We start from the raw sequence: 18,066 nt of genomic DNA on the forward strand, positions 1-18,066 counted from the left end.
TCTGTAGAGTTCTGATTTGTGCGAGGGTGTTGATGCATCGGAACCAAGGAGATTCCTTTTGGTAATTCCAATATCCTGACTACGAAAGAAGGTGTTACCATGAATAAAACTTTGCTATCAACACTCTTTGTTGGTGTGGATGTGAGCTTACGCTCCCACTATGCTGTTATCCTTGACTTTTTCGGAAACCAATTGGATGCTTTTCCTTTCCAAAACAACCTCTCTGGCGCTTCCGTAATCACTTCTAAAATCACTGCCGTCGCTGCTGCTTCTGAAGCTACCCATGTGGTTATTGCTATGGAATCTACTTCCTTTTACAGCTTCCATTTATGCAATTATCTGTTCCAATCACCTGAATTGGCTTCCTTACATGCCAAAGTTTACTGCCTGAATCCTAAAGTTACCAGTGCCTACCAGAATACCTTTGTCGATGTGGATAAGACTGACCCCAGCGATGCTTACGGAATTGCCGATTTTGCCAGAACCGGCAAGATCACGTCCGAACCCTTCAATGGCTCTGCCTTCGTTGCCCTACAACGACTCACCAGAACCAGACTTCATCTGGTCGAAAGCCTCGCCAGGGAGAAATCTTATGCCTTAACCAACATCTTTATCAAGTTTAGTGAATTAGCCGTTTTAAGCCCTAGAGATAAGGAGGATAACCCTTTCTCTGATCGCTTTGGCGCAACGTGTGTTGCTGTGCTGACAGACTTCCTGTCACCAGATGAGATTGCAAAGGCTTCCTTGGAAGAGCTAATCGACTTCCTTTGTGAAAAAGGGAAGAACCGTTTCTCGGATCCCGAAGCAAAAGCAAAACTTTTACAGAAGGCGGCTCGTGACTCCTACCGCCTTGATAAAACACAGTATGAACCGCTTAATGCAGCCATTGCAGCATCCTTCAACTGCATCCGGGCTTTTGACAAGGAATTGAAAAACATTGATAAAGCCATTGAAAAAGCAGTTAAGGGATTATCCAGCAATGAATATCAGTGCCTTCTGTCCATCCGCGGCTTTGGCCCGGTCATTTCGGCAGGCATCATTGCCGAGATCGGATTTATTGACCGCTTTCAATCAGAAGAAAAACTGGCAAAATTTGCAGGCCTGACCTGGCGCAAAAAGCAATCAGGTCGGCTTACGAGCGACATCACCTACATGACCAAATCAGGTAATAAATACTTACGCTATTATATAGGCGAAGCGGTTATGAGTTTGCTAAAAAACCATAACCCAGAATATACCGCATTCTATTACAAGAAGCGGAACGAAGCAGTACGCTTCCAGCATAAAAGGGCACTCGCACTGACATCAAGAAAACTCATCAGACTGATTTATGCACTGCTACGCAATAATCAGCTTTACATTCCAACGAAAGATGTGATTGATATCGCAAACTAATTTTATATCGAACTAATGTTCTTATTTTGAAGCAATTCGAAATAGGTGTGTTTGCTACACCCTTTTTTAGGGAAAGTATTTCAAAAAAATTTAAATATTATCTTGACATATCACCAGATGTCTTTCCGCAAGTAAAATTGATTTTAGCATAGCATGGAAACGGCAAGATAGCAAGGCTATAAGCGGCTTTCTTCCGGATGTTAGTGCTGCTAAAAAAAAGTTTTATGAGCTCAAAACTTTCAGAAAACACCAATAATAACATTGACAGCGACATTTTTCAATGCTATTATGAAGACATTGAGTTTATATATACGAATCAGTTTGTATATACGAATAAAAATAAGGCAGTACATAAGGTGCAGGAGGGGAGCAAGCGGAATTTTAACGGTGCGCAAGATAGACAAGAGCGAGGGGTGGTACATAATTGCTGCTGTAGTAAAAAAGCAATAAAGACGATTAATAAATTTATGGAATATAAGGATGGTTCAAAGAATGAAAAAAGCACAATTTCTTACACCGGTGGTAACTGCATTTGATGCGCACGGCAACCTTGATTGCCAGGCCAACAAGAACATTTATGATCATTTAATTGCCGGTGGCATTGACGGCATTGTCGTAATGGGGAGTACCGGCGAGTTCTTCTCGATGACCATGGAACAAAAAAAAGAACTGATTGATATTGCCGTAAATCATATCAACAAGCGTACAAAGCTCTATATCGGGACAAGCTGTATGTCGGTTGATGACACGGTTGCGTTATCAAATTACGCGCATGCGGCCGGCGCTGATGCCGTTATGATCGTAAGTCCGTATTATTTTAAACTGACACCGGCCAGTATTGAGCTATTTTACGATGAAGTAGCGTCTAAAGTAAAAGCAGATATTTTTCTCTATAATTTTCCCGATCGAACCGGCCATGATCTAACGCCGGCAATCATGCTTAATCTGGCACGCAGACATAAAAATATCGTGGGCTGCAAAGATACGGTAACGGAAATGAGCCATACCCGGGCGATCATTATGGCAATGCAGCCAGAATTTCCCGATTTTGTTGTTTTTTCCGGTTATGATGAAAATTTTGTTCACAACATTTTGTGCGGCGGTGGCGGTTGTATCGGCGGATTGTCCAATTTGGCCCCGGAACTGTTTGCCGCCTGGACAAGGGCTATTAATGCCCATGATTTTGCCAAAATAGAAGAAATCCAGCACCAAGTTGACTTCTTAATGGGGTTATATGATATTGGCACACCGTTTATCCCGATTGTAAAGAAAGCCATGATGCTGCGCGGAATTGAAATGCAGGATTATTGCACCCTGCCTTTTCTCCGGGCAGATGACCGGCAGTGTGAACAGCTCAAGGCATTGATGCGGCAGGCCAAACTGCTGTAAAAATGTTTTAGTCCAATATATTGCGAAGGAGAGTTGACTATGAGTATTTATTATGTGCCACCGGTTAACCTTATCGGCAAAGGTTGCCTGGCGGAGGCGAGACAACCCATTCAGGCACTGGGCGCCAAGAAAGCCTTTGTTGTCAGTGACAAATTTCTTACGTCTAACGGCACGGTGGGGAAAGTCACCAAAATACTTGATGAAATGGATCTTCCCTATATTCTGTTTAACGATGTAAAACCCAATCCGACAGTCAATAATGTCAATGCCGGCCTGGCAATTCTAAAAAGAGAAGGCTGCGATATTGTCCTTACGATCGGCGGCGGCTCGCCGCAGGACTGCGGTAAGGCTATTGCCATTCTGGCAACCAACGGCGGTGTTACCAAAGATTATGAAGGCGTCAACAAAACAACAAAAAAATCACTGCCGATTGTTGCCATTACGACTACGGCCGGGACTTCGGCGGAAGTTACCATTAACTATGTGATTACCGACGAAGAACGTCATGTAAAAATGATTATGGTGGATACCAATTCCCTGGCGGCTATTACGGTCAATGATCCCGAATTAATGGTCGGCAAGCCGGCCGGGTTAACGGCCGCCACCGGCATGGACGCCCTGACGCACGCTATGGAAGCGGTAGTGGCTAAAGGGGCTTACGATGTAACCGATGCTACCGCGCTGTATGCGATTAAGCAGGTGTTTGACTACCTACCCAGAGCTGTGAGAAACGGCAATGACCTGGAAGCCCGGGAACAAATGAGTTATGCCTGTTTCCTCAACGGCATTGCGTTTAGTAATGCCGGACTGGGAAACGTACACGCAATGGCTCACCAGTTAGGCGGTTTGTATGATTTGCCCCACGGTGTCTGTAATGCGATGCTGCTCCCGTATGTCGAAGAGGAGAACGCTAAACAGGCGCCGGCTAAGTTTCGTCAGATTGCAGCAGTTATTGGCATGGATACAACGGGAAAATCCGATCAAGAATGTGTTGCTTTTGTCATTAAGAAAATAAAAGACCTTTCCGAAGAAGTTCATATTCCCAAATCGTTACAAGAAGTCGGCGTAGACAATCCTGATTTTGAAAAACTTGCCGAGTTTGCCATGAAGGATGCCTGTGCCGGTGCCAACCCGGTATTTTTCAGCAAAGAAAAGTTAATGGAACTGTTTAAAAAGATTGCCTAACTGCACGTTCTCTGCCAAATGTGCCAGTTAGAGCCAAATAAAAGGGGAGGAAGATTTATGACTGAAAATGCGGCTATTCCCAACGGACGATGGTATCATATCATTCCTGCCACAATTATCGTCTATATTGTTGCCTTCATTGACCGCACCAATATTAGTTTCGGCATTGCGGGGGGAATGGATACAGATTTGGGTATGTCAGCCACGCTGGCCGGTTTGGTTGCCGGAATCTTTTTTGTGGGCTATCTCTTTTTGCAAGTGCCGGGCGGTCATATCGCCGAGCATGGCAGCGCGAAAAAGTTTATCGCCTGGACGATTGTGTTTTGGGGTGGTTTTGCCATTCTCACCGGTTTTGTGCAGGAAGTCTGGCAACTGATCGCAATCCGGTTTATTTTAGGCATTGCTGAGGGCGGCGTATATCCGGCCGTGCTGGTTTTGATCAGTCACTGGTTTCCCAGCCAGGAACGGGCTCGGGCTAACGCTTATTTTCAGATGAATATTGCGATTGCGTCAATTATCGCCGGCCCGTTATCCGGCTATATCATTCAAGTATGGGGCTGGCGGGAAATGTTTATCATTGAGGGAGTTTTATCACTGGTATTGCTGTTTGTTTGGATGCCACTTATCAATGACTACCCGCATCAGGCGAAATGGATTACTAAGGAAGAATTAGAGTGGATTGAATCCAGCCTTGCTGCTGAGCAAAAAGAACTGAACCAGTCTGAGTCGGGGGCAAAAACCAGTTATAAAGAAGTCTTGTCCAGCTTTAATATGTGGAAATTAATTCTCATCTATTTTGCTTTACAAGTAGGCTTTTATGGATTTTCCCTGTGGATGCCGGCGCTTCTTAAGCAAATCACCAAAACCGGTTTAGGAATGGTAGGCATGCTGACTATCCTGCCTTATGTAATGACCATAGCCGGCCAGTACTTTTTCGCCAAATACTGCGACCGGACGATGAACCGTAAACTATACACGGCCCTACCGCCGTTAGGTTTTGCCATATGTCTGGCGTTAGCCATTGTTTTTAAAGAAGAGATGTGGGTATCGTATGCATTTATGGTTGGCTGCGGCATCTTTTTGCAGGCTGCCACCGGTCCGTTCTGGACGTTGCCGCCAGCGCTGTTTTCCGCTGAGGTAGCCGGGGGCGCCAGGGGGATTATCAATGCGCTCGGTAATTTGGGTGGATTTATCGGGCCGTATCTGGTAGGATTTATTACAACCAATGTTGGCCAAAATGCGGCAATTTACACACTGGTGGGCTTTTTGCTGCTTGCTTCCGTGATTACATTTTCGCTGCCCCGCAGCACAGAAGGCAAAATGGAAGCTAAGGGGTATCAGGTGACCCATTGAATACCGGTTTTGGGTTATGTACTTGTATTTTAGCCTAAGCGTTCTTTAGTTTTGTTCAAGGTCTTTTGGCCTTTTCTACCAGTTTATAAAAACAAATTTATGGAGGCAAGCATGATGAATCAGAAATGTAAAACGGCAAGAGGCTTGTGGGCCCAGGTTGATGCTCTGCGGATGGGCATGAATTGGTCGGAAGGAGATACGGAGAAACCGCATATTTTGATCAGCGATGTTTTTGGTGAAAGCCATCCTGGCAGCTTCCACCTGAATATTCTCAGCGATGAAGCGGCAGTAGGTATCTATGAAACCGGCGGCAGGCCGGCTAAAAATCACGTAACAGACATTTGCGACGGCTGGGGACAAGGCCACGACGGCATGAATTATATCCTGGCGTCACGGGAAACGATTGCCGACATGGTTGAATTACAGGCGTCGGTTATTCCCTGGGATGGGATGATCCTTATTTCCAGTTGCGACAAGTCTGTGCCGGCGCACCTGATAGCAGCCGCCAGACTGGATATTCCCACAATCCATATCCCTGGCGGGTCGATGCGGATTGGTCCCAACATTGGTACTTCCGGACTGGCTGGCCCGCTTTCGGCCAAATATAAAAAAGGCCAACCGGTACAAAAAGAAATGCGGGATTATAAATTAACCGGCTGTCCGTCCTGCGGCGCCTGCCAGTTTATGGGTACCGCCAGCACCATGCAGTGTATGTCGGAATCGCTGGGGCTTGCCTTGCCGGGGAATGCGTTAATGCCGTCCACCTTTGCAGAAATTCGCCGGATTTCCCGGGCTGCGGGGCAGCAGGTTATGAACTTGGCGCAGCAAAATATTACCGCCAGGAAAATACTGACACAGGCAGCGTTTGAAAATGCGATCAAAGTGCATGCGGCCATCGGCGGCAGTACCAATGCGCTTATTCACCTGCCCGCAATTGCGCATGAAATGGGGATTACACTACAACCGGAACTGTTCGATAAAGCCAGCCGGGAAATACCATACCTGACTAATATTCAGCCAAGCGGCAAATATGTTACCGAATTATTCTGGTTTGCCGGCGGCATTCCTATGATTCAATGGGAAATTAAAGAGTATCTCAATTTGGATGTCATGACCGTTACCGGCAAGACACTGGGCGAAAACCTGAACGATTTAGCGGAGCAAGGTTTCTTTGACCGTTGCCATGAACATCTGAAAACCTATAATATTCCGGTAGAAGAAATTATCCGGCCTGTAAAACAATCGAAACATTTTGGCTCAATTGCCATTCTTAAAGGCAATATTGCTCCCGCAGGGGCCGTCATTAAATATTCGGCAGTAATTCCTGCCATGCATCAGCATGTAGGGCCTGCGGCGGTATTCAACAGCGAGGAGGATGCTCAAAAGGCGATTATTACCGGCAAAATTAAGCAGGGAGATGTCGTTATTATCCGTTATGAGGGACCTCGCGGTTCCGGCGCACCGGAAATGTTTATGACGACCGATGCGATCGTTTTCGACGAAAGCTTAAACGGAACAGTGGCATTAGTCACCGACGGACGTTTTTCCGGAGCCAGCCGCGGTCCCTGTGTGGGGCATGTTTCCCCGGAAGCCATTGACGGCGGCCCAATTGGTTTGGTTGAAAATGGTGATCTTATTGAAATTGATATTCCCGCTCGTACGCTCAACATCATTGGTATAGCCGGTCAAAAGCAAGAGGCGGCGGAAATTGCCCGTATTTTAGCTGACCGTAAAAAAGCCTGGAAAGCGCCTGCACGGAAAATTCGCAACGGCGTATTAAGAAAATTTACGGAAAAGGCCGCTTCCCTTATGGCAGGGGCATATACCAAATAACGTGTAGAAATACGTTAAGAAATTGGACAAAAGGGTGCTGCTTGAAGAGATTCGGCAGCACCCTTTTAGGTTAACTATTTACCAAGGAAAGCACCAATCGGGGAGGATTTACTTTTAAGCGGATAATTTTATGCATTCAGCAGGAGTTTTTATTTTTGGGGAATAATTATTATTTTATTAAAGATATCAGCAGTAAAAAACAGTTGGGTTAACTTTAAGGAGAAGGGGGAGGGGTAGGCATGGCAAGCCTGGAAAACGGTATCAAAGAAAAGGCTCGGCAATTAGGATATGAAGCCTGTGGCATTATTGCCGCCGGGATATTTGAAGAATTTTTAACGCAACTCAATACGCGGAGTGAGTTATTTCCTCATGCGAAGCCGTTTTATGATAATCTGCGAAAATTAGCTATACCCAAACAGCAGATTGATTGGGCGAAGTCGGTGATTGTCTGCGTCCGGCGATATGATAAATACAGGATTCCCGATGGACTGGACCGATTGATTGGCAAAGTTTTTTTGTGTGACGGGCGGCTAAATTATTCACAGGAATATAAAAATAATGTGGCGTTTGAAGAGTATCTGCAGCAGCTTGGGTTTCGGACAGTGACTAATGCCGTGCCAGCCCGCTGGGCGGCTGTTAAGGCCGGACTGGGAAAATTCCGCAATAATAACTTTTTATATCGAGAGCAGGGCTCATGGGTCTGGGTAGATACATGGGTTGTTGACAAAGGGCTAGAAGTTCAGCCCGCAGTAGATTCTCCTCAATTTTCTTGCCCTGAGGGCTGTCAGAAATGTATTAAGGCCTGTCCGACAGGCGCTCTGTCCGCGCCCTTAACAATGGATGCCACCAAGTGTATCGCCTGCAGGACATTTCGGTCAGAACTAAAAGTTGAGGAAAGCTTACTGGAGAAAATGGGAACATGGCTATACGGATGTGATATTTGCCAAAATGTTTGTCCGGCCAACGCCAATACCTGGCAGGAAAATGAATCCTGTTTTGAAGAACCGCTGTCTTTGCCGGAACTGATTACGCTGGAGAAGCTATTTTCGCTGGATGACAGTACCTACCGGACTAACATTCAGCCGCGTTTTTGGTATATCAACGCCGAGGACGGCTGGTTCTGGAAATGCAAGGTCATCCGGGCCATGGCCAATGAGGATGCACAAAAATATCAGGATTATTTTCTGCAGGCATTGAACGATAGCCATGAGGAAGTAAAGAAGATGGCCCGGTGGGCATTACGGCGAAGGCAGTAATCGTCAAAGCTACTTTAGAAAGGCTGCCAGGCGGCCTGCCGCCCGTTTGATAATGCGTTCCGTCATTTCCGCAGGTACTTTGCTGCCTTCGGCATCCCGTAAATCGAGCAGCATCCAGACCTTATCCCCAGTTTTGCTGTTGGTCAGCGTGAAAGCCAGTCCGGCTTGAGCAATTTGGTCATAATGGGCCGGAACGAGGCGGCTTTCTTCTACCGGTACTGTTACCCACTGAATTCTGGTGATGGGTCTTCCTTTATCGTCATAATCGATTGTTTTTACCGGAGTGCTGCGATATTCCGTATAGTTCTCCCAGCCTGCCGGGATATAACGCTGGCTGTAGCCCCATTGCCGTACTTCCACGGCAAGACGGCCGTCGGCTATCTTGGGAGTGTACTCTGCCATGAGGGCGGTATAGGCTTCCGGGTTGCTGGTTTTCAGGGCGTTTAGATCGGTTTGCGCCAGGGTACCGACTTCTTTTTCCAACTGGCTCTCGGTAAGCCAGTGTATGTTGCCGAGTTTCTCCCGCCAGAGCGAAGTGCCCAGCAAAATTTCCAGCTTTTTATGATCAATTTCTTCTAGCGGCAGGCTTTTTTCGATAGCAGAATCGATAACAATGGTCTTATACTGACGAAAGTCAGCCTTCTTGTCTTGCCACTCGTCTTTGCGTTCCTGAGCGGCAGCAACGCTCGTCAACAGGGAAAGGATAACCAGACAGTACAGCAAAATTTTTTGCATTCGTTAGCCTCCATTTTTGGTAAAATTGTGGTATCTTTATTGATTTATTTTACCACAAATGCTATAATGTGGATATTAATACGGGGAAAATCCTAGGAACATTTTAGCATTGCCAGCATATAATTATAGCAAAAGTAAATATAGAGTACCTACAAGGGGAGTAGCCATAACAACAAAGTCGTCATTACGGTCTTAAGACCCGGCTTTGTTGACAGCTTCAGGTTGTTGGTAAGACCTTGCCTTTATTTAAAAGGCAAGGTCTTTTTATATATACAGAGTGCTTCAATTAACAGGAGCGTGAGGCGATGGGTTTATGGGTAAAAGTAACAGGTTATGTTGGCCTGACTTGTCTCATCATAGCATCATTAGCTCAGATTATTGCCGGCATAGTGCCTGATTACCGCAACATTGGCCAGACCGCCGGAATCCTAAGATGGGCAATGTATCTGTGGGCTTATGCCTCTGTCGTTATGGGAGTTTATCTTATGCGGAAAAGCGGCCGCTTGACCGAATGCCTGTGGGGCGCCATCGTCGCGCTGTGCTGTCTGGAATCGTTTGCCGGCCTGTTTGTAGGGGTGATTTATTTTTTTCGCTCTTTTGCGAAACTTAGTAAAATGAAAAATGGTTTGCCTTTTTAAGGAATTGTCTAAGTTTTATTAAAATGAAGGAGGCGTATTTGTGGAAAAATGGTATCAATTAACACCGGAAGCAACGGTTGCACAACTGCAATCGGCACTAACTGAGGGCTTGTCCACAACTGAGGCTGGTCAGCGGTTATTGAAGTACGGGTACAATGAACTAAAGGAAAAGCAAAAGGAATCGCTGCTGCAGAAATTTTTGAATCAATTTAAAGACTTTTTGGTGCTGATCTTAATTGTGGCCAGTTTAATCTCTATCGCGGTGGGAGAAATAGCCGATTCCCTGGTTATCGTTGCGATTGTGCTTCTCAATGCGGCTTTGGGGGTTTTTCAGGAATCGAAGGCGGAAAAGGCATTAGATGCACTAAAGAAAATGACGGCCCCTACCTCAAAGGTGATACGGGAGGGGAATTTGATTACTGTTCCTTCCAGAGAATTAGTCCCGGGAGACGTTGTGCTGCTGGAAGCGGGCAATTATATTCCGGCTGACCTGCGTATTTGTGAGTCTTTTAATTTAAAAATCGAGGAAGCTTCGCTGACGGGTGAATCCGTGCCTGTGGAAAAGTCGGCAGAGGCTATCAGTTCGCAGGAAGTTTCCCTGGCGGATCGTCATAATATGGGGTTTATGGGCACCAGTGTTACTTATGGGCGCGGCAAAGGCATTGTAATCGGAACCGCCATGCAGACACAAATTGGTAAAATAGCCCAAATGCTTCAAACGACCGGTGAAACGAGTACTCCCTTGCAAAAGAAACTTGCCGGATTTGGCAAAGGACTGGGCCTGCTTTGTATGGCTGTTTGTGTTATTGTTTTCATGATGGGGGTATACAACGGATACCGCGACGGCCACTTGGAGTTTGTCGAAATTGAGCTTATGCTCATGACGGCGATTAGTTTGGCGGTTGCCGCCATACCGGAGGGGTTGCCGACAGTCGTCACCATTGTGTTGGCTTTGGGCATGCAGCGCATGGTTAAGCAAAACGCGGTCATTAAAAAACTTCATGCCGTGGAGACTCTGGGGAGTGTATCTGTCATATGTTCAGACAAAACCGGAACACTTACCCAAAACCAAATGACGGTAGTTAAGGCCGCCACTCCTGCAAAAACCTTCCTAATTAGTGGGGAAGGGTATGACCCGGCAGGGGCGATTATGCTCGATAAAAAGCAGATAGACATTGCGGCGGAGAAAGACCTTGCTGTGTTGCTGCAAGGTGCGCTGCTTTGCAACGATGCCCAGCTAAAACAAAGCCCTGATCAGAAAGGCTGGTCTATTATCGGTGATCCAACCGAAGGCGCTCTTGTTGTAGCGGCGGCAAAGGGCGGTTATATGCAGGCCGACCTGCAGGAGAAATATCCACGCCTGCAGGAAATCCCGTTTGATTCCACCCGTAAGATGATGACGACATTTCACCCTATCAATGAAACTTTTATTGGTTATGTAAAAGGGGCGCCTGATCTGTTGCTCAGCCGTTGTACCCATTTTGTAAAAAACGGGATAGCCTGTCCCCTGACGGAGCAGGACCGGAGTAATATTATCCGCGCCAATAGCGAAATGACGGCCGGAGCGCTGCGGGTGCTGGCTGTTGCTTATCGCGAATTTGACAGCCTGCCGACCGACAGGGAGCCTGCTGAAATTGAAAAGAATTTAGTTTTTATTGGCTTACTGGGGATGATTGACCCGCCACGCAGCGAAGCCAGAGAAGCGGTTCGCATGTGCGCAGCGGCCGGAATCCGCCCGGTTATGATTACCGGCGACCATCCGGACACGGCGTTTGCCATTGCCAAGGAGCTTGGCATAGCAAACAGTGTGGCGCAAGTTATAACCGGGAGTGAGCTTAATGGCATGACGGCCGACAAGGTACAGCAAGCCGTCCAGCGTGCCAACGTTTTCGCCCGCGTATCGCCGGAACATAAGATGACGATCATTGAAGCATTACGCAATAATAAACAAATTGTCGCGATGACCGGCGACGGAGTAAATGACGCACCGGCGCTAAAACAGGCCGATATCGGCATCGCCATGGGGATTACCGGCACCGATGTGACCAAAGAAACGGCCGAAATGGTTGTCACTGATGATAATTTTGCCAGTATTGTTAAAGCGGTAGAAGAAGGCCGGGTCATTTATGCCAATATTAAAAAGTTCATTCATTTCCTGCTGGCCTGCAATGTCTCGGAGGTCCTGGTTATTTTCTTTGCCATGCTATTGGGGTGGCCTATTCCCCTGTTGCCTATTCAACTTTTATGGGTTAATCTGGTTACCGACACGTTCCCGGCGCTGGCCCTGGGAGTCGAAAAGAAAGAACCTAATGTTATGAATGTGAAGCCCCGTGATCCTGAGGAACCTTTATTGGGTGGCAAGCTGAAATGGATTATCCTGGTTCAGAGCTTGGTTATGGCTGCGACTGTCCTGGCATCTTTTCAATACGGTCTGGCCGTTAGCAGCAATGATCTGGAAACGGCACGCACCTTCGCCTTCATCACCCTGATTGCCACGCAGATTATTGGCGCCTACGCCGCCCGTTCTGAACAATACACGGCATATAAGCTCGGAATATTTAGCAATAAATATCTGAATATGGGGGTTGCTCTTTCCTTTCTGCTGCTGGCTCTCTCCGTGTATGGCCCCTTGCATCACCTGTTTAAAACAGTGGAACCGAACGTTATGGAGTTGGCCGTCCTTGGTATTTTAGCTCCTATCCCCTTCATCGTTACTGAGTTCGGCAAGGTTGTTGCCAGACGCTTTACATTCAGGACGAATTTGTCTGCCGCAGATCAAAAATCAGTCGACAGATAAGCAATGGCAACCGTCATTTGCAACACTCCAAAAATTTCCTCCCTCGACACGCCCCTTCGCCAATACTGTGACGGACGATGAATCATAAACTGTACACGGCACTACCGCCGTTGGGCGGATTTATCTCAAAACACCGCAATTTACACCCTTGTGACTTTTTGTTTCTTGGCTTCCGTAAATAACCGACGTTTTCACCGCTATAAGCCTTTTGAAAAAAAGAACCAGCCCTATTATATAGGTGCTGGTTCTCTTTGGGGTATAGAATGCTATCTGTAAAAAATCAAAAAACTTCAAGAGTGAAATACCAAGTTATGACAGAATATACTTCATAAACCTAGTTTCATTGTGATTTCATAGGTGCCTTGAAAGCGAAAGCCCATCTCTCAGTCAAGTGGCCGGGGATGGAGTTTTTTTTAGTATTTTTTAGATAGAATAGATTTCCAAATAAAGGATTATTTTTATTTTTGACGAAATATTCTGTATAGTTTTTATAAAGGAAGTGTTAAGAAGATGAAAAAAGTCATAATGGTGGCTCTGACTATTTTAGTATTCTCTACTTCTCTTTGTTCTGCTGCTAATGAGAATGCTGCAAAACATTCCTTAAGTAACTATTTGTTTGCAAAGCTGATGTCCGAAAACTATGTTTTGATGCTGAAAGGAATGGTAGCTGATAAAGATAATAAGGAAGATGCAAATAAAGCCCATACTCCAGCATATGAAATTGCTAAATTTAAATATCAAATTGCGTATACCAAATTCCGGGTGTTTCATGAAATGTATTTATTTCTGCTTGATGAAAAAGGTAGAATTCGAACAGAAGATGAGGAGAAATTAGCTATATTAGGGAATGATGCTTTTAAAGCATATTTAGAATTTAGTAAATCTGCAGAAGTTGCCTTAGTAGCACTTTCCGGTAATGAAGGATATGACTCAAAAGATCTTCAACATTATGTTGAAGATCATATTACAATGAGGGAAATGCTAAACTTCACTTTGGCAAATGTATTTTTTTCGTCAAATAATACTGTTCTAGATTCTAATATTACCCCCCTGGCGAGTGCCGGGGGGTAATACTTGGGACATCTGAGGGGATACACATTTCGCTTTTTTTATTGTGTTTTTGCGAAGCGAAATGTACGTCCCTGCGCTTCTCTTAAGTTTGCTTATTTATCACGGCTGTGTTATAATCACCTTGTAATTAAATACTTTTCGTGTGTTAGGTGGAGTCTGCCAAAGCAGGCTCCTTTTTGTCTTTTTTAGAAAAAATAGTAGTTGAGGTGAATAATTATGCTGGAATTTTTATGGTGGGCATTTGTTACTGCTATAGGTATTGGCATAGGATTCTATGTCGCCAATTTCAAAGGAGCACTATTTATGGGAGTGGTGGGAACAATTGGTGGGGGCTTTATGTGGTTTGAGAGGAAAACTCATCCTTAATCAAACAGTCCTTGGTTCTAGTGCATCACCTGTTGGTATATATTATTAACATTCCAAATTTAATATCCCTTAGACTTAGGAGGAGCCTGTTCAAAACAGGTTCCTTTTTGTCTTTTTGGGAATGATAACAGAGGAGGGGAATACCATGGAAAAACAAGCAATTTTGGCAATTGGCATATTTCTACTGACATACGCATTCATCATTTCTGAAAAAGTACATCGTACCATTGTAGCGATGGTCGGTGGCGTAGTCATGGTAACCTTGGGAGTTGTTAGCCAGGAAAGCGCCCTGCACCATATCGATTTTAACACTATTGGGTTGCTGGCGGGCATGATGATTATTGTTGCAATAACAGGTGAAACCGGGTTATTCCAATATGTGGCAATCGCAGCGGCAAAAAGAGCAAATGGAGATCCCTTAAGAATTCTCATTTCATTAGGAATCATAACAGCGGTGTTTTCTGCATTTTTGGATAATGTAACAACTGTACTGTTGATGGTTCCAGTAACGTTTAGCATTGCCAGGCAGTTAAAGGTAAACCTTGAACCGTATCTTATTACCGAGATTATCACATCCAATATTGGCGGCACGGCTACTCTCATTGGGGACCCACCAAACATTATGATTGGAAGTGCTGTCAAAGAACTCTCCTTCATGTCATTTATTAACAATTTGGCGCTTATTTCCCTGGTAACCATGGCAGTAAGTCTACTTGTTCTACTTTTCGTGTATCGCAATCAGCTTAAAACTACAGAAGAACTGAAGTCCGGAATTATGGACCTGAATGAGAAGAAAGAACTAAAAGATAAAGTCCTCTTAATGAAAAGCCTGATAGTCTTGGGTCTAACCATCAGCGGTTTTTTTCTACATCAGCTTATTCATTTAGAGTCGGCAACGGTAGCCCTTGGAGGAGCGTTTGTACTATTATTAATTACTAATAAAAGTGAGCATGACCTTGAGCATATTTTCAACCGGATAGAATGGACTACAATTTTCTTTTTTATAGGTCTTTTTGTAGTAGTCTCCGGACTTGTGGAAACCGGTATCATAAGTAGTCTGGCACAAGGTGCCATAGAGCTCACGGGGGGAAATATCAAGATTATGTCGATCTTAATTTTGTGGCTCAGCGCATTAGCCTCCGCTTTTATTGACAATATTCCTTTTGTTGCCACGATGATACCAATGATTCAGGATATGGGGACGATGGGAATTACTAATTTAGAACCCTTATGGTGGAGCTTAGCGCTTGGAGCCTGCTTTGGTGGAAACGGCAGTCTAATTGGTGCCAGTGCAAACCTAATTGTAGTCGGATTAGCTGCACAAGAGGGAACCCATATTTCTTTTTTACGGTTTCTAGCCGTAGGTTTTCCGATTATGGTACTATCTGTAATCCTGGCTAATATTTATATATACGTTCGCTATCTTATCGTGTAAGCCTGAGAAATTGTCATGAGTTAATCAGCTTATACTTGCCTCTGGTAAAAAAGAAAGAATCCCAGTAGTGCTGAAGTAATAGCCGCATCCTCCGGGGTGCGGTTTTTCCATCTCTAAAGTAATTCAAAAAGTAAGTTGCTATAATAACTACACAAGCAGATAAACGTGTGTTTTTTATTCAAGTGCCCAGTGACTGTGTTGCTGGGTTTTTTTTTATTTTCTGGTATGGGGATGTAGGCTAGAGGCTACTTTATAATTGGGACATTCTGGGGACAAAATGTATGTCTAACCGAGGAAATCTATTCCTTTATATACACAAGACAAAAATTAACCCCCTATAAAATCAGGGGGTTAGGAATGTATTTCTATCTATTCTACATACCTTTTAATTTATAAGGATTTGAAACCAGCTTTCTCGTGCTGTTTATCAACCATAATAATTGCCCAATCCCCCTTTTGGCTAATTGACACATTTTTATCTTAATTAACATATTATTAAATTGAATATATCAATTTTATATGGGAGCGATATTTGTGTCTTATTGCAAAGAACCCGAATTGACTGGGCGTATTGTTTTCCCTGGAAAACCACAGTATAGTGCGGCCCGCCAAGAGTTTAATTCTTTTTTCAACAAGTTCCCACTGGTTATCGTCTATGCCCAAGAAACTCAGGATGTAATCAATGCCGTGCATTGGGCACGCTATAGGGATGTACCAATTCGCGTACGTTCCGGTGGCCATAGCTACGAAGGTTTGTCAGTTGTCGATGCTGGTATTGTGATTGACGTTAGCGATATGACCCAGACGGAAGTGGATCATGAATGTGGCACTGTTAAGGTGCAGACCGGGCTGCGGAACTTTGCCTTATACAGAAAACTTGGATCCGAAGGATTAGTAGTGCCGAGCGGTGTCTGTGCTACCCCTGGGATCGCTGGTGTTACCTTGGGCGGCGGCCACAGCATTCTATCCCGACCATGGGGACTGACTCTCGATAACCTGTTAGAATTGGAGATGGTTGATGCTAATGGTCATGTACTTCACGCAAGTGCTGACCATAACGCTGATTTGTTTTGGGCCTCACGTGGGGGTGGCGGCGGAAACTTTGGTATTTGTACCTCTTTCCTTTTTCGCACACACCGCATTGATAATGTCGGCTTTGCTGACATAAGATGGGATTTGCAGGATTTAGAATCGGTACTTCAAGTCTGGCAGTACTATACCACCCCCTGTGTCGATGAGCGCTTGACGCCTACCCTGCTGTTGTTGTCAGGAGCACAGGAATCATCGCTGATAATGCAGGGAGTCTTTCTTGGTTCTGCTAAAGAATTACGTTACCTGCTAAACCCCTTGCTTAAGGCAGGCTCACCACGAAAGGTGACTATTGAAGAAATACCCTGGCTTGATGCTGTAGACCGGATAGCATCAAGCCAGCCGGAGTCTCCCTTACCATTTAAGAGCGTCGGCCCTTACCTCTACAACTTATTGCCGGACGAGGGCATCACCACGATCAGGCTTTTCATTGACGCGCCGCCACCCTCTTGTACGGTTAGTGTCTTTCTACACGGTCTAGGTGGAGCGGTAGCTAGGGTGCCGAATGATGCTACGGCCTACTTTTATCGCAAGGCTCTATCTAATATGTCAATCTTCGCTACGTGGAGTGCACCTGAAGGGGCAGCTCTGGGCATCCGCTGGGTAGAAGAATTCCGCTGGGCAATGCAACACTATACCAAAGGCGTTTATGTTAATACAACGGATCTTTCGATCAAAGATTGGCCAAACGCCTATTATAGTTGCAACTTTGAAAGACTAACACAGATAAAAGCGAAATATGACCCAGAAAACGTCTTCAATTTCCCTCAGAGCATTCCACCGTCGAATTGCTAAAAACGCAGTCTTAAATTATATTCTGTGATGATGGTAGATGGATTATTGAAAAACAATACCACCTGACCGGGATAGCTCAATATGATATAATTGTACTAAAATAGCTGCCAAAACCGGCAGCTTTATTTCTATATCTAGATGTAGACTCGGCGTCCCATCTGGACAGGTATGTTATCGTTAGACGTTGGTATGGAAGCATGGGGACGTATATTTCGCTTCTTTTATTATGTTTTTGCGAAGCAAAATGTGCATCCCTGCGCTTCTCTAAGTTTTTCAAAAAAAGAACCAACCCTTCACAAATGAAGTGCTGGTTTTTTGGGGGCATGGAAGGATATCTGTAGAACCAAAAAACTTCAGGAGGAAAATACCAAGTTATGACAGAATACATTTCATAAACCTAACTAGGATTAAAACATGTCGTCGATGTAAGGTAGCGCAAAAATGCCGGGAGGTCGACGACAAGACATTTCAGCTTTTTTGCGGGTTTTAAGTTGAGTAAGAAGGATATAGTCAACACAAGAAAAAGCATAAAGCCCTGTGTTTTCTTGTGTTCGATGGGGTTGTTAGGCTACCTATAAGGATTTGAAACCGCTATTGCGGCTGCCGGAATAGATAATGCCGCCATGTTGTTAGGCTACCTATAAGGATTTGAAACCTTCCATAAGCTTCCATATAAGCCTGAGTAGCATTTCGGTTGTTAGGCTACCTATAAGGATTTGAAACCTCGAT

14 protein-coding genes are annotated in these 18,066 nt (G+C 45.0%); 13 read left to right on the top strand and 1 reads right to left on the bottom strand.

Translation table 11 applies throughout. The annotated features are described in order from the left end of the window. Window positions 1–99 precede the first annotated feature (99 nt). From BLR65_RS25020 to BLR65_RS25050, 7 genes are all read left to right on the top strand, one after another. Entirely contained in the window at window positions 100–1,395 is a 1,296-nt protein-coding gene (locus BLR65_RS25020; protein WP_093792487.1) for an IS110 family RNA-guided transposase, read from the top strand. Window positions 1,396–1,592: 197 nt separating this feature from the next. After that, on the top strand, window positions 1,593–1,931 hold the full coding sequence (locus BLR65_RS30120) for a hypothetical protein (RefSeq protein WP_093796975.1): 339 nt from the start codon (window positions 1,593–1,595) through the stop codon (window positions 1,929–1,931). Beyond that, window positions 1,888–2,784, top strand: a complete 897-nt coding sequence (locus tag BLR65_RS25030; RefSeq protein ID WP_093796977.1) for a dihydrodipicolinate synthase family protein — start codon at window positions 1,888–1,890, stop codon at window positions 2,782–2,784. The genes BLR65_RS30120 and BLR65_RS25030 overlap by 44 nt, the downstream gene beginning before the upstream one ends. Before the next feature lie 39 nt (window positions 2,785–2,823). Beyond that, a complete protein-coding gene (locus BLR65_RS25035; protein WP_093796979.1) occupies window positions 2,824–3,969 on the top strand; it encodes an iron-containing alcohol dehydrogenase in 1,146 nt (381 codons plus the stop codon). A gap of 57 nt (window positions 3,970–4,026) precedes the next feature. Next, on the top strand, window positions 4,027–5,322 hold the full coding sequence (locus BLR65_RS25040) for an MFS transporter (RefSeq protein ID WP_093796981.1): 1,296 nt from the start codon (window positions 4,027–4,029) through the stop codon (window positions 5,320–5,322). A gap of 111 nt (window positions 5,323–5,433) precedes the next feature. Next, the gene (ilvD, locus tag BLR65_RS25045) at window positions 5,434–7,155 is read left to right on the top strand and encodes a dihydroxy-acid dehydratase (RefSeq protein ID WP_245693033.1); all 1,722 of its coding nucleotides are present in this window, start codon (window positions 5,434–5,436) and stop codon (window positions 7,153–7,155) included. A gap of 239 nt (window positions 7,156–7,394) precedes the next feature. Beyond that, entirely contained in the window at window positions 7,395–8,411 is a 1,017-nt protein-coding gene (locus tag BLR65_RS25050) for an epoxyqueuosine reductase (protein WP_093796985.1), read from the top strand. 9 nt (window positions 8,412–8,420) lie between these two features. On the opposite strand, the gene BLR65_RS25055 is transcribed toward BLR65_RS25050, so the two are convergent. Continuing rightward, window positions 8,421–9,146 (bottom strand): hypothetical protein, encoded by a 726-nt coding sequence (locus tag BLR65_RS25055; RefSeq protein WP_093796987.1) that lies wholly within the window; start codon window positions 9,144–9,146, stop codon window positions 8,421–8,423. Window positions 9,147–9,451: 305 nt separating this feature from the next. Here BLR65_RS25055 and BLR65_RS25060 point away from each other — a divergent pair, with 305 nt between their 5' ends. The 6 genes from BLR65_RS25060 (at window position 9,452) to BLR65_RS25080 (ending at window position 17,337) form a co-directional block, all read left to right on the top strand. Continuing rightward, window positions 9,452–9,784: a hypothetical protein gene (locus BLR65_RS25060; protein WP_093796989.1), complete on the top strand. Its 333-nt coding sequence runs from the start codon at window positions 9,452–9,454 to the stop codon at window positions 9,782–9,784. A 40-nt stretch (window positions 9,785–9,824) separates the two neighbouring features. Continuing rightward, window positions 9,825–12,581, top strand: coding sequence for a cation-translocating P-type ATPase (locus BLR65_RS25065; RefSeq protein ID WP_093796991.1), 2,757 nt, complete (start codon window positions 9,825–9,827; stop codon window positions 12,579–12,581). A gap of 510 nt (window positions 12,582–13,091) precedes the next feature. Beyond that, window positions 13,092–13,652, top strand: coding sequence for a hypothetical protein (locus BLR65_RS25070; protein WP_093796993.1), 561 nt, complete (start codon window positions 13,092–13,094; stop codon window positions 13,650–13,652). Window positions 13,653–13,868: 216 nt separating this feature from the next. Further along, window positions 13,869–14,018 (top strand): hypothetical protein, encoded by a 150-nt coding sequence (locus BLR65_RS30125; RefSeq protein WP_169716706.1) that lies wholly within the window; start codon window positions 13,869–13,871, stop codon window positions 14,016–14,018. 145 nt (window positions 14,019–14,163) lie between these two features. Continuing rightward, on the top strand, window positions 14,164–15,453 hold the full coding sequence (locus BLR65_RS25075) for an ArsB/NhaD family transporter (protein WP_093796995.1): 1,290 nt from the start codon (window positions 14,164–14,166) through the stop codon (window positions 15,451–15,453). Between the two features lie 534 nt (window positions 15,454–15,987). Next, complete coding sequence (locus BLR65_RS25080; RefSeq protein WP_093796997.1) at window positions 15,988–17,337, top strand: FAD-binding oxidoreductase; 1,350 nt, start codon at window positions 15,988–15,990, stop codon at window positions 17,335–17,337. Window positions 17,338–18,066 lie beyond the last annotated feature (729 nt).

Origin of the sequence: Sporomusa acidovorans (genome assembly GCF_900101845.1) — a bacterium.
GTDB lineage: Bacteria > Bacillota > Negativicutes > Sporomusales > Sporomusaceae > Sporomusa > Sporomusa acidovorans.

Bases quoted from the DNA above. Each gene is read 5' to 3' on its own strand.
- BLR65_RS25020 (WP_093792487.1), top strand. From the start codon at position 100: ATGAATAAAACTTTGCTATCAACACTCTTTGTTGGTGTGGATGTGAGC.
- BLR65_RS30120 (WP_093796975.1), top strand. From the start codon at position 1,593: ATGTTAGTGCTGCTAAAAAAAAGTTTTATGAGCTCAAAACTTTCAGAA.
- BLR65_RS25030 (WP_093796977.1), top strand. From the start codon at position 1,888: ATGAAAAAAGCACAATTTCTTACACCGGTGGTAACTGCATTTGATGCG.
- BLR65_RS25035 (WP_093796979.1), top strand. From the start codon at position 2,824: ATGAGTATTTATTATGTGCCACCGGTTAACCTTATCGGCAAAGGTTGC.
- BLR65_RS25040 (WP_093796981.1), top strand. From the start codon at position 4,027: ATGACTGAAAATGCGGCTATTCCCAACGGACGATGGTATCATATCATT.
- ilvD (WP_245693033.1), top strand. From the start codon at position 5,434: ATGATGAATCAGAAATGTAAAACGGCAAGAGGCTTGTGGGCCCAGGTT.
- BLR65_RS25050 (WP_093796985.1), top strand. From the start codon at position 7,395: ATGGCAAGCCTGGAAAACGGTATCAAAGAAAAGGCTCGGCAATTAGGA.
- BLR65_RS25055 (WP_093796987.1), bottom strand. From the start codon at position 9,146: ATGCAAAAAATTTTGCTGTACTGTCTGGTTATCCTTTCCCTGTTGACG.
- BLR65_RS25060 (WP_093796989.1), top strand. From the start codon at position 9,452: ATGGGTTTATGGGTAAAAGTAACAGGTTATGTTGGCCTGACTTGTCTC.
- BLR65_RS25070 (WP_093796993.1), top strand. From the start codon at position 13,092: ATGAAAAAAGTCATAATGGTGGCTCTGACTATTTTAGTATTCTCTACT.
- BLR65_RS30125 (WP_169716706.1), top strand. From the start codon at position 13,869: ATGCTGGAATTTTTATGGTGGGCATTTGTTACTGCTATAGGTATTGGC.
- BLR65_RS25075 (WP_093796995.1), top strand. From the start codon at position 14,164: ATGGAAAAACAAGCAATTTTGGCAATTGGCATATTTCTACTGACATAC.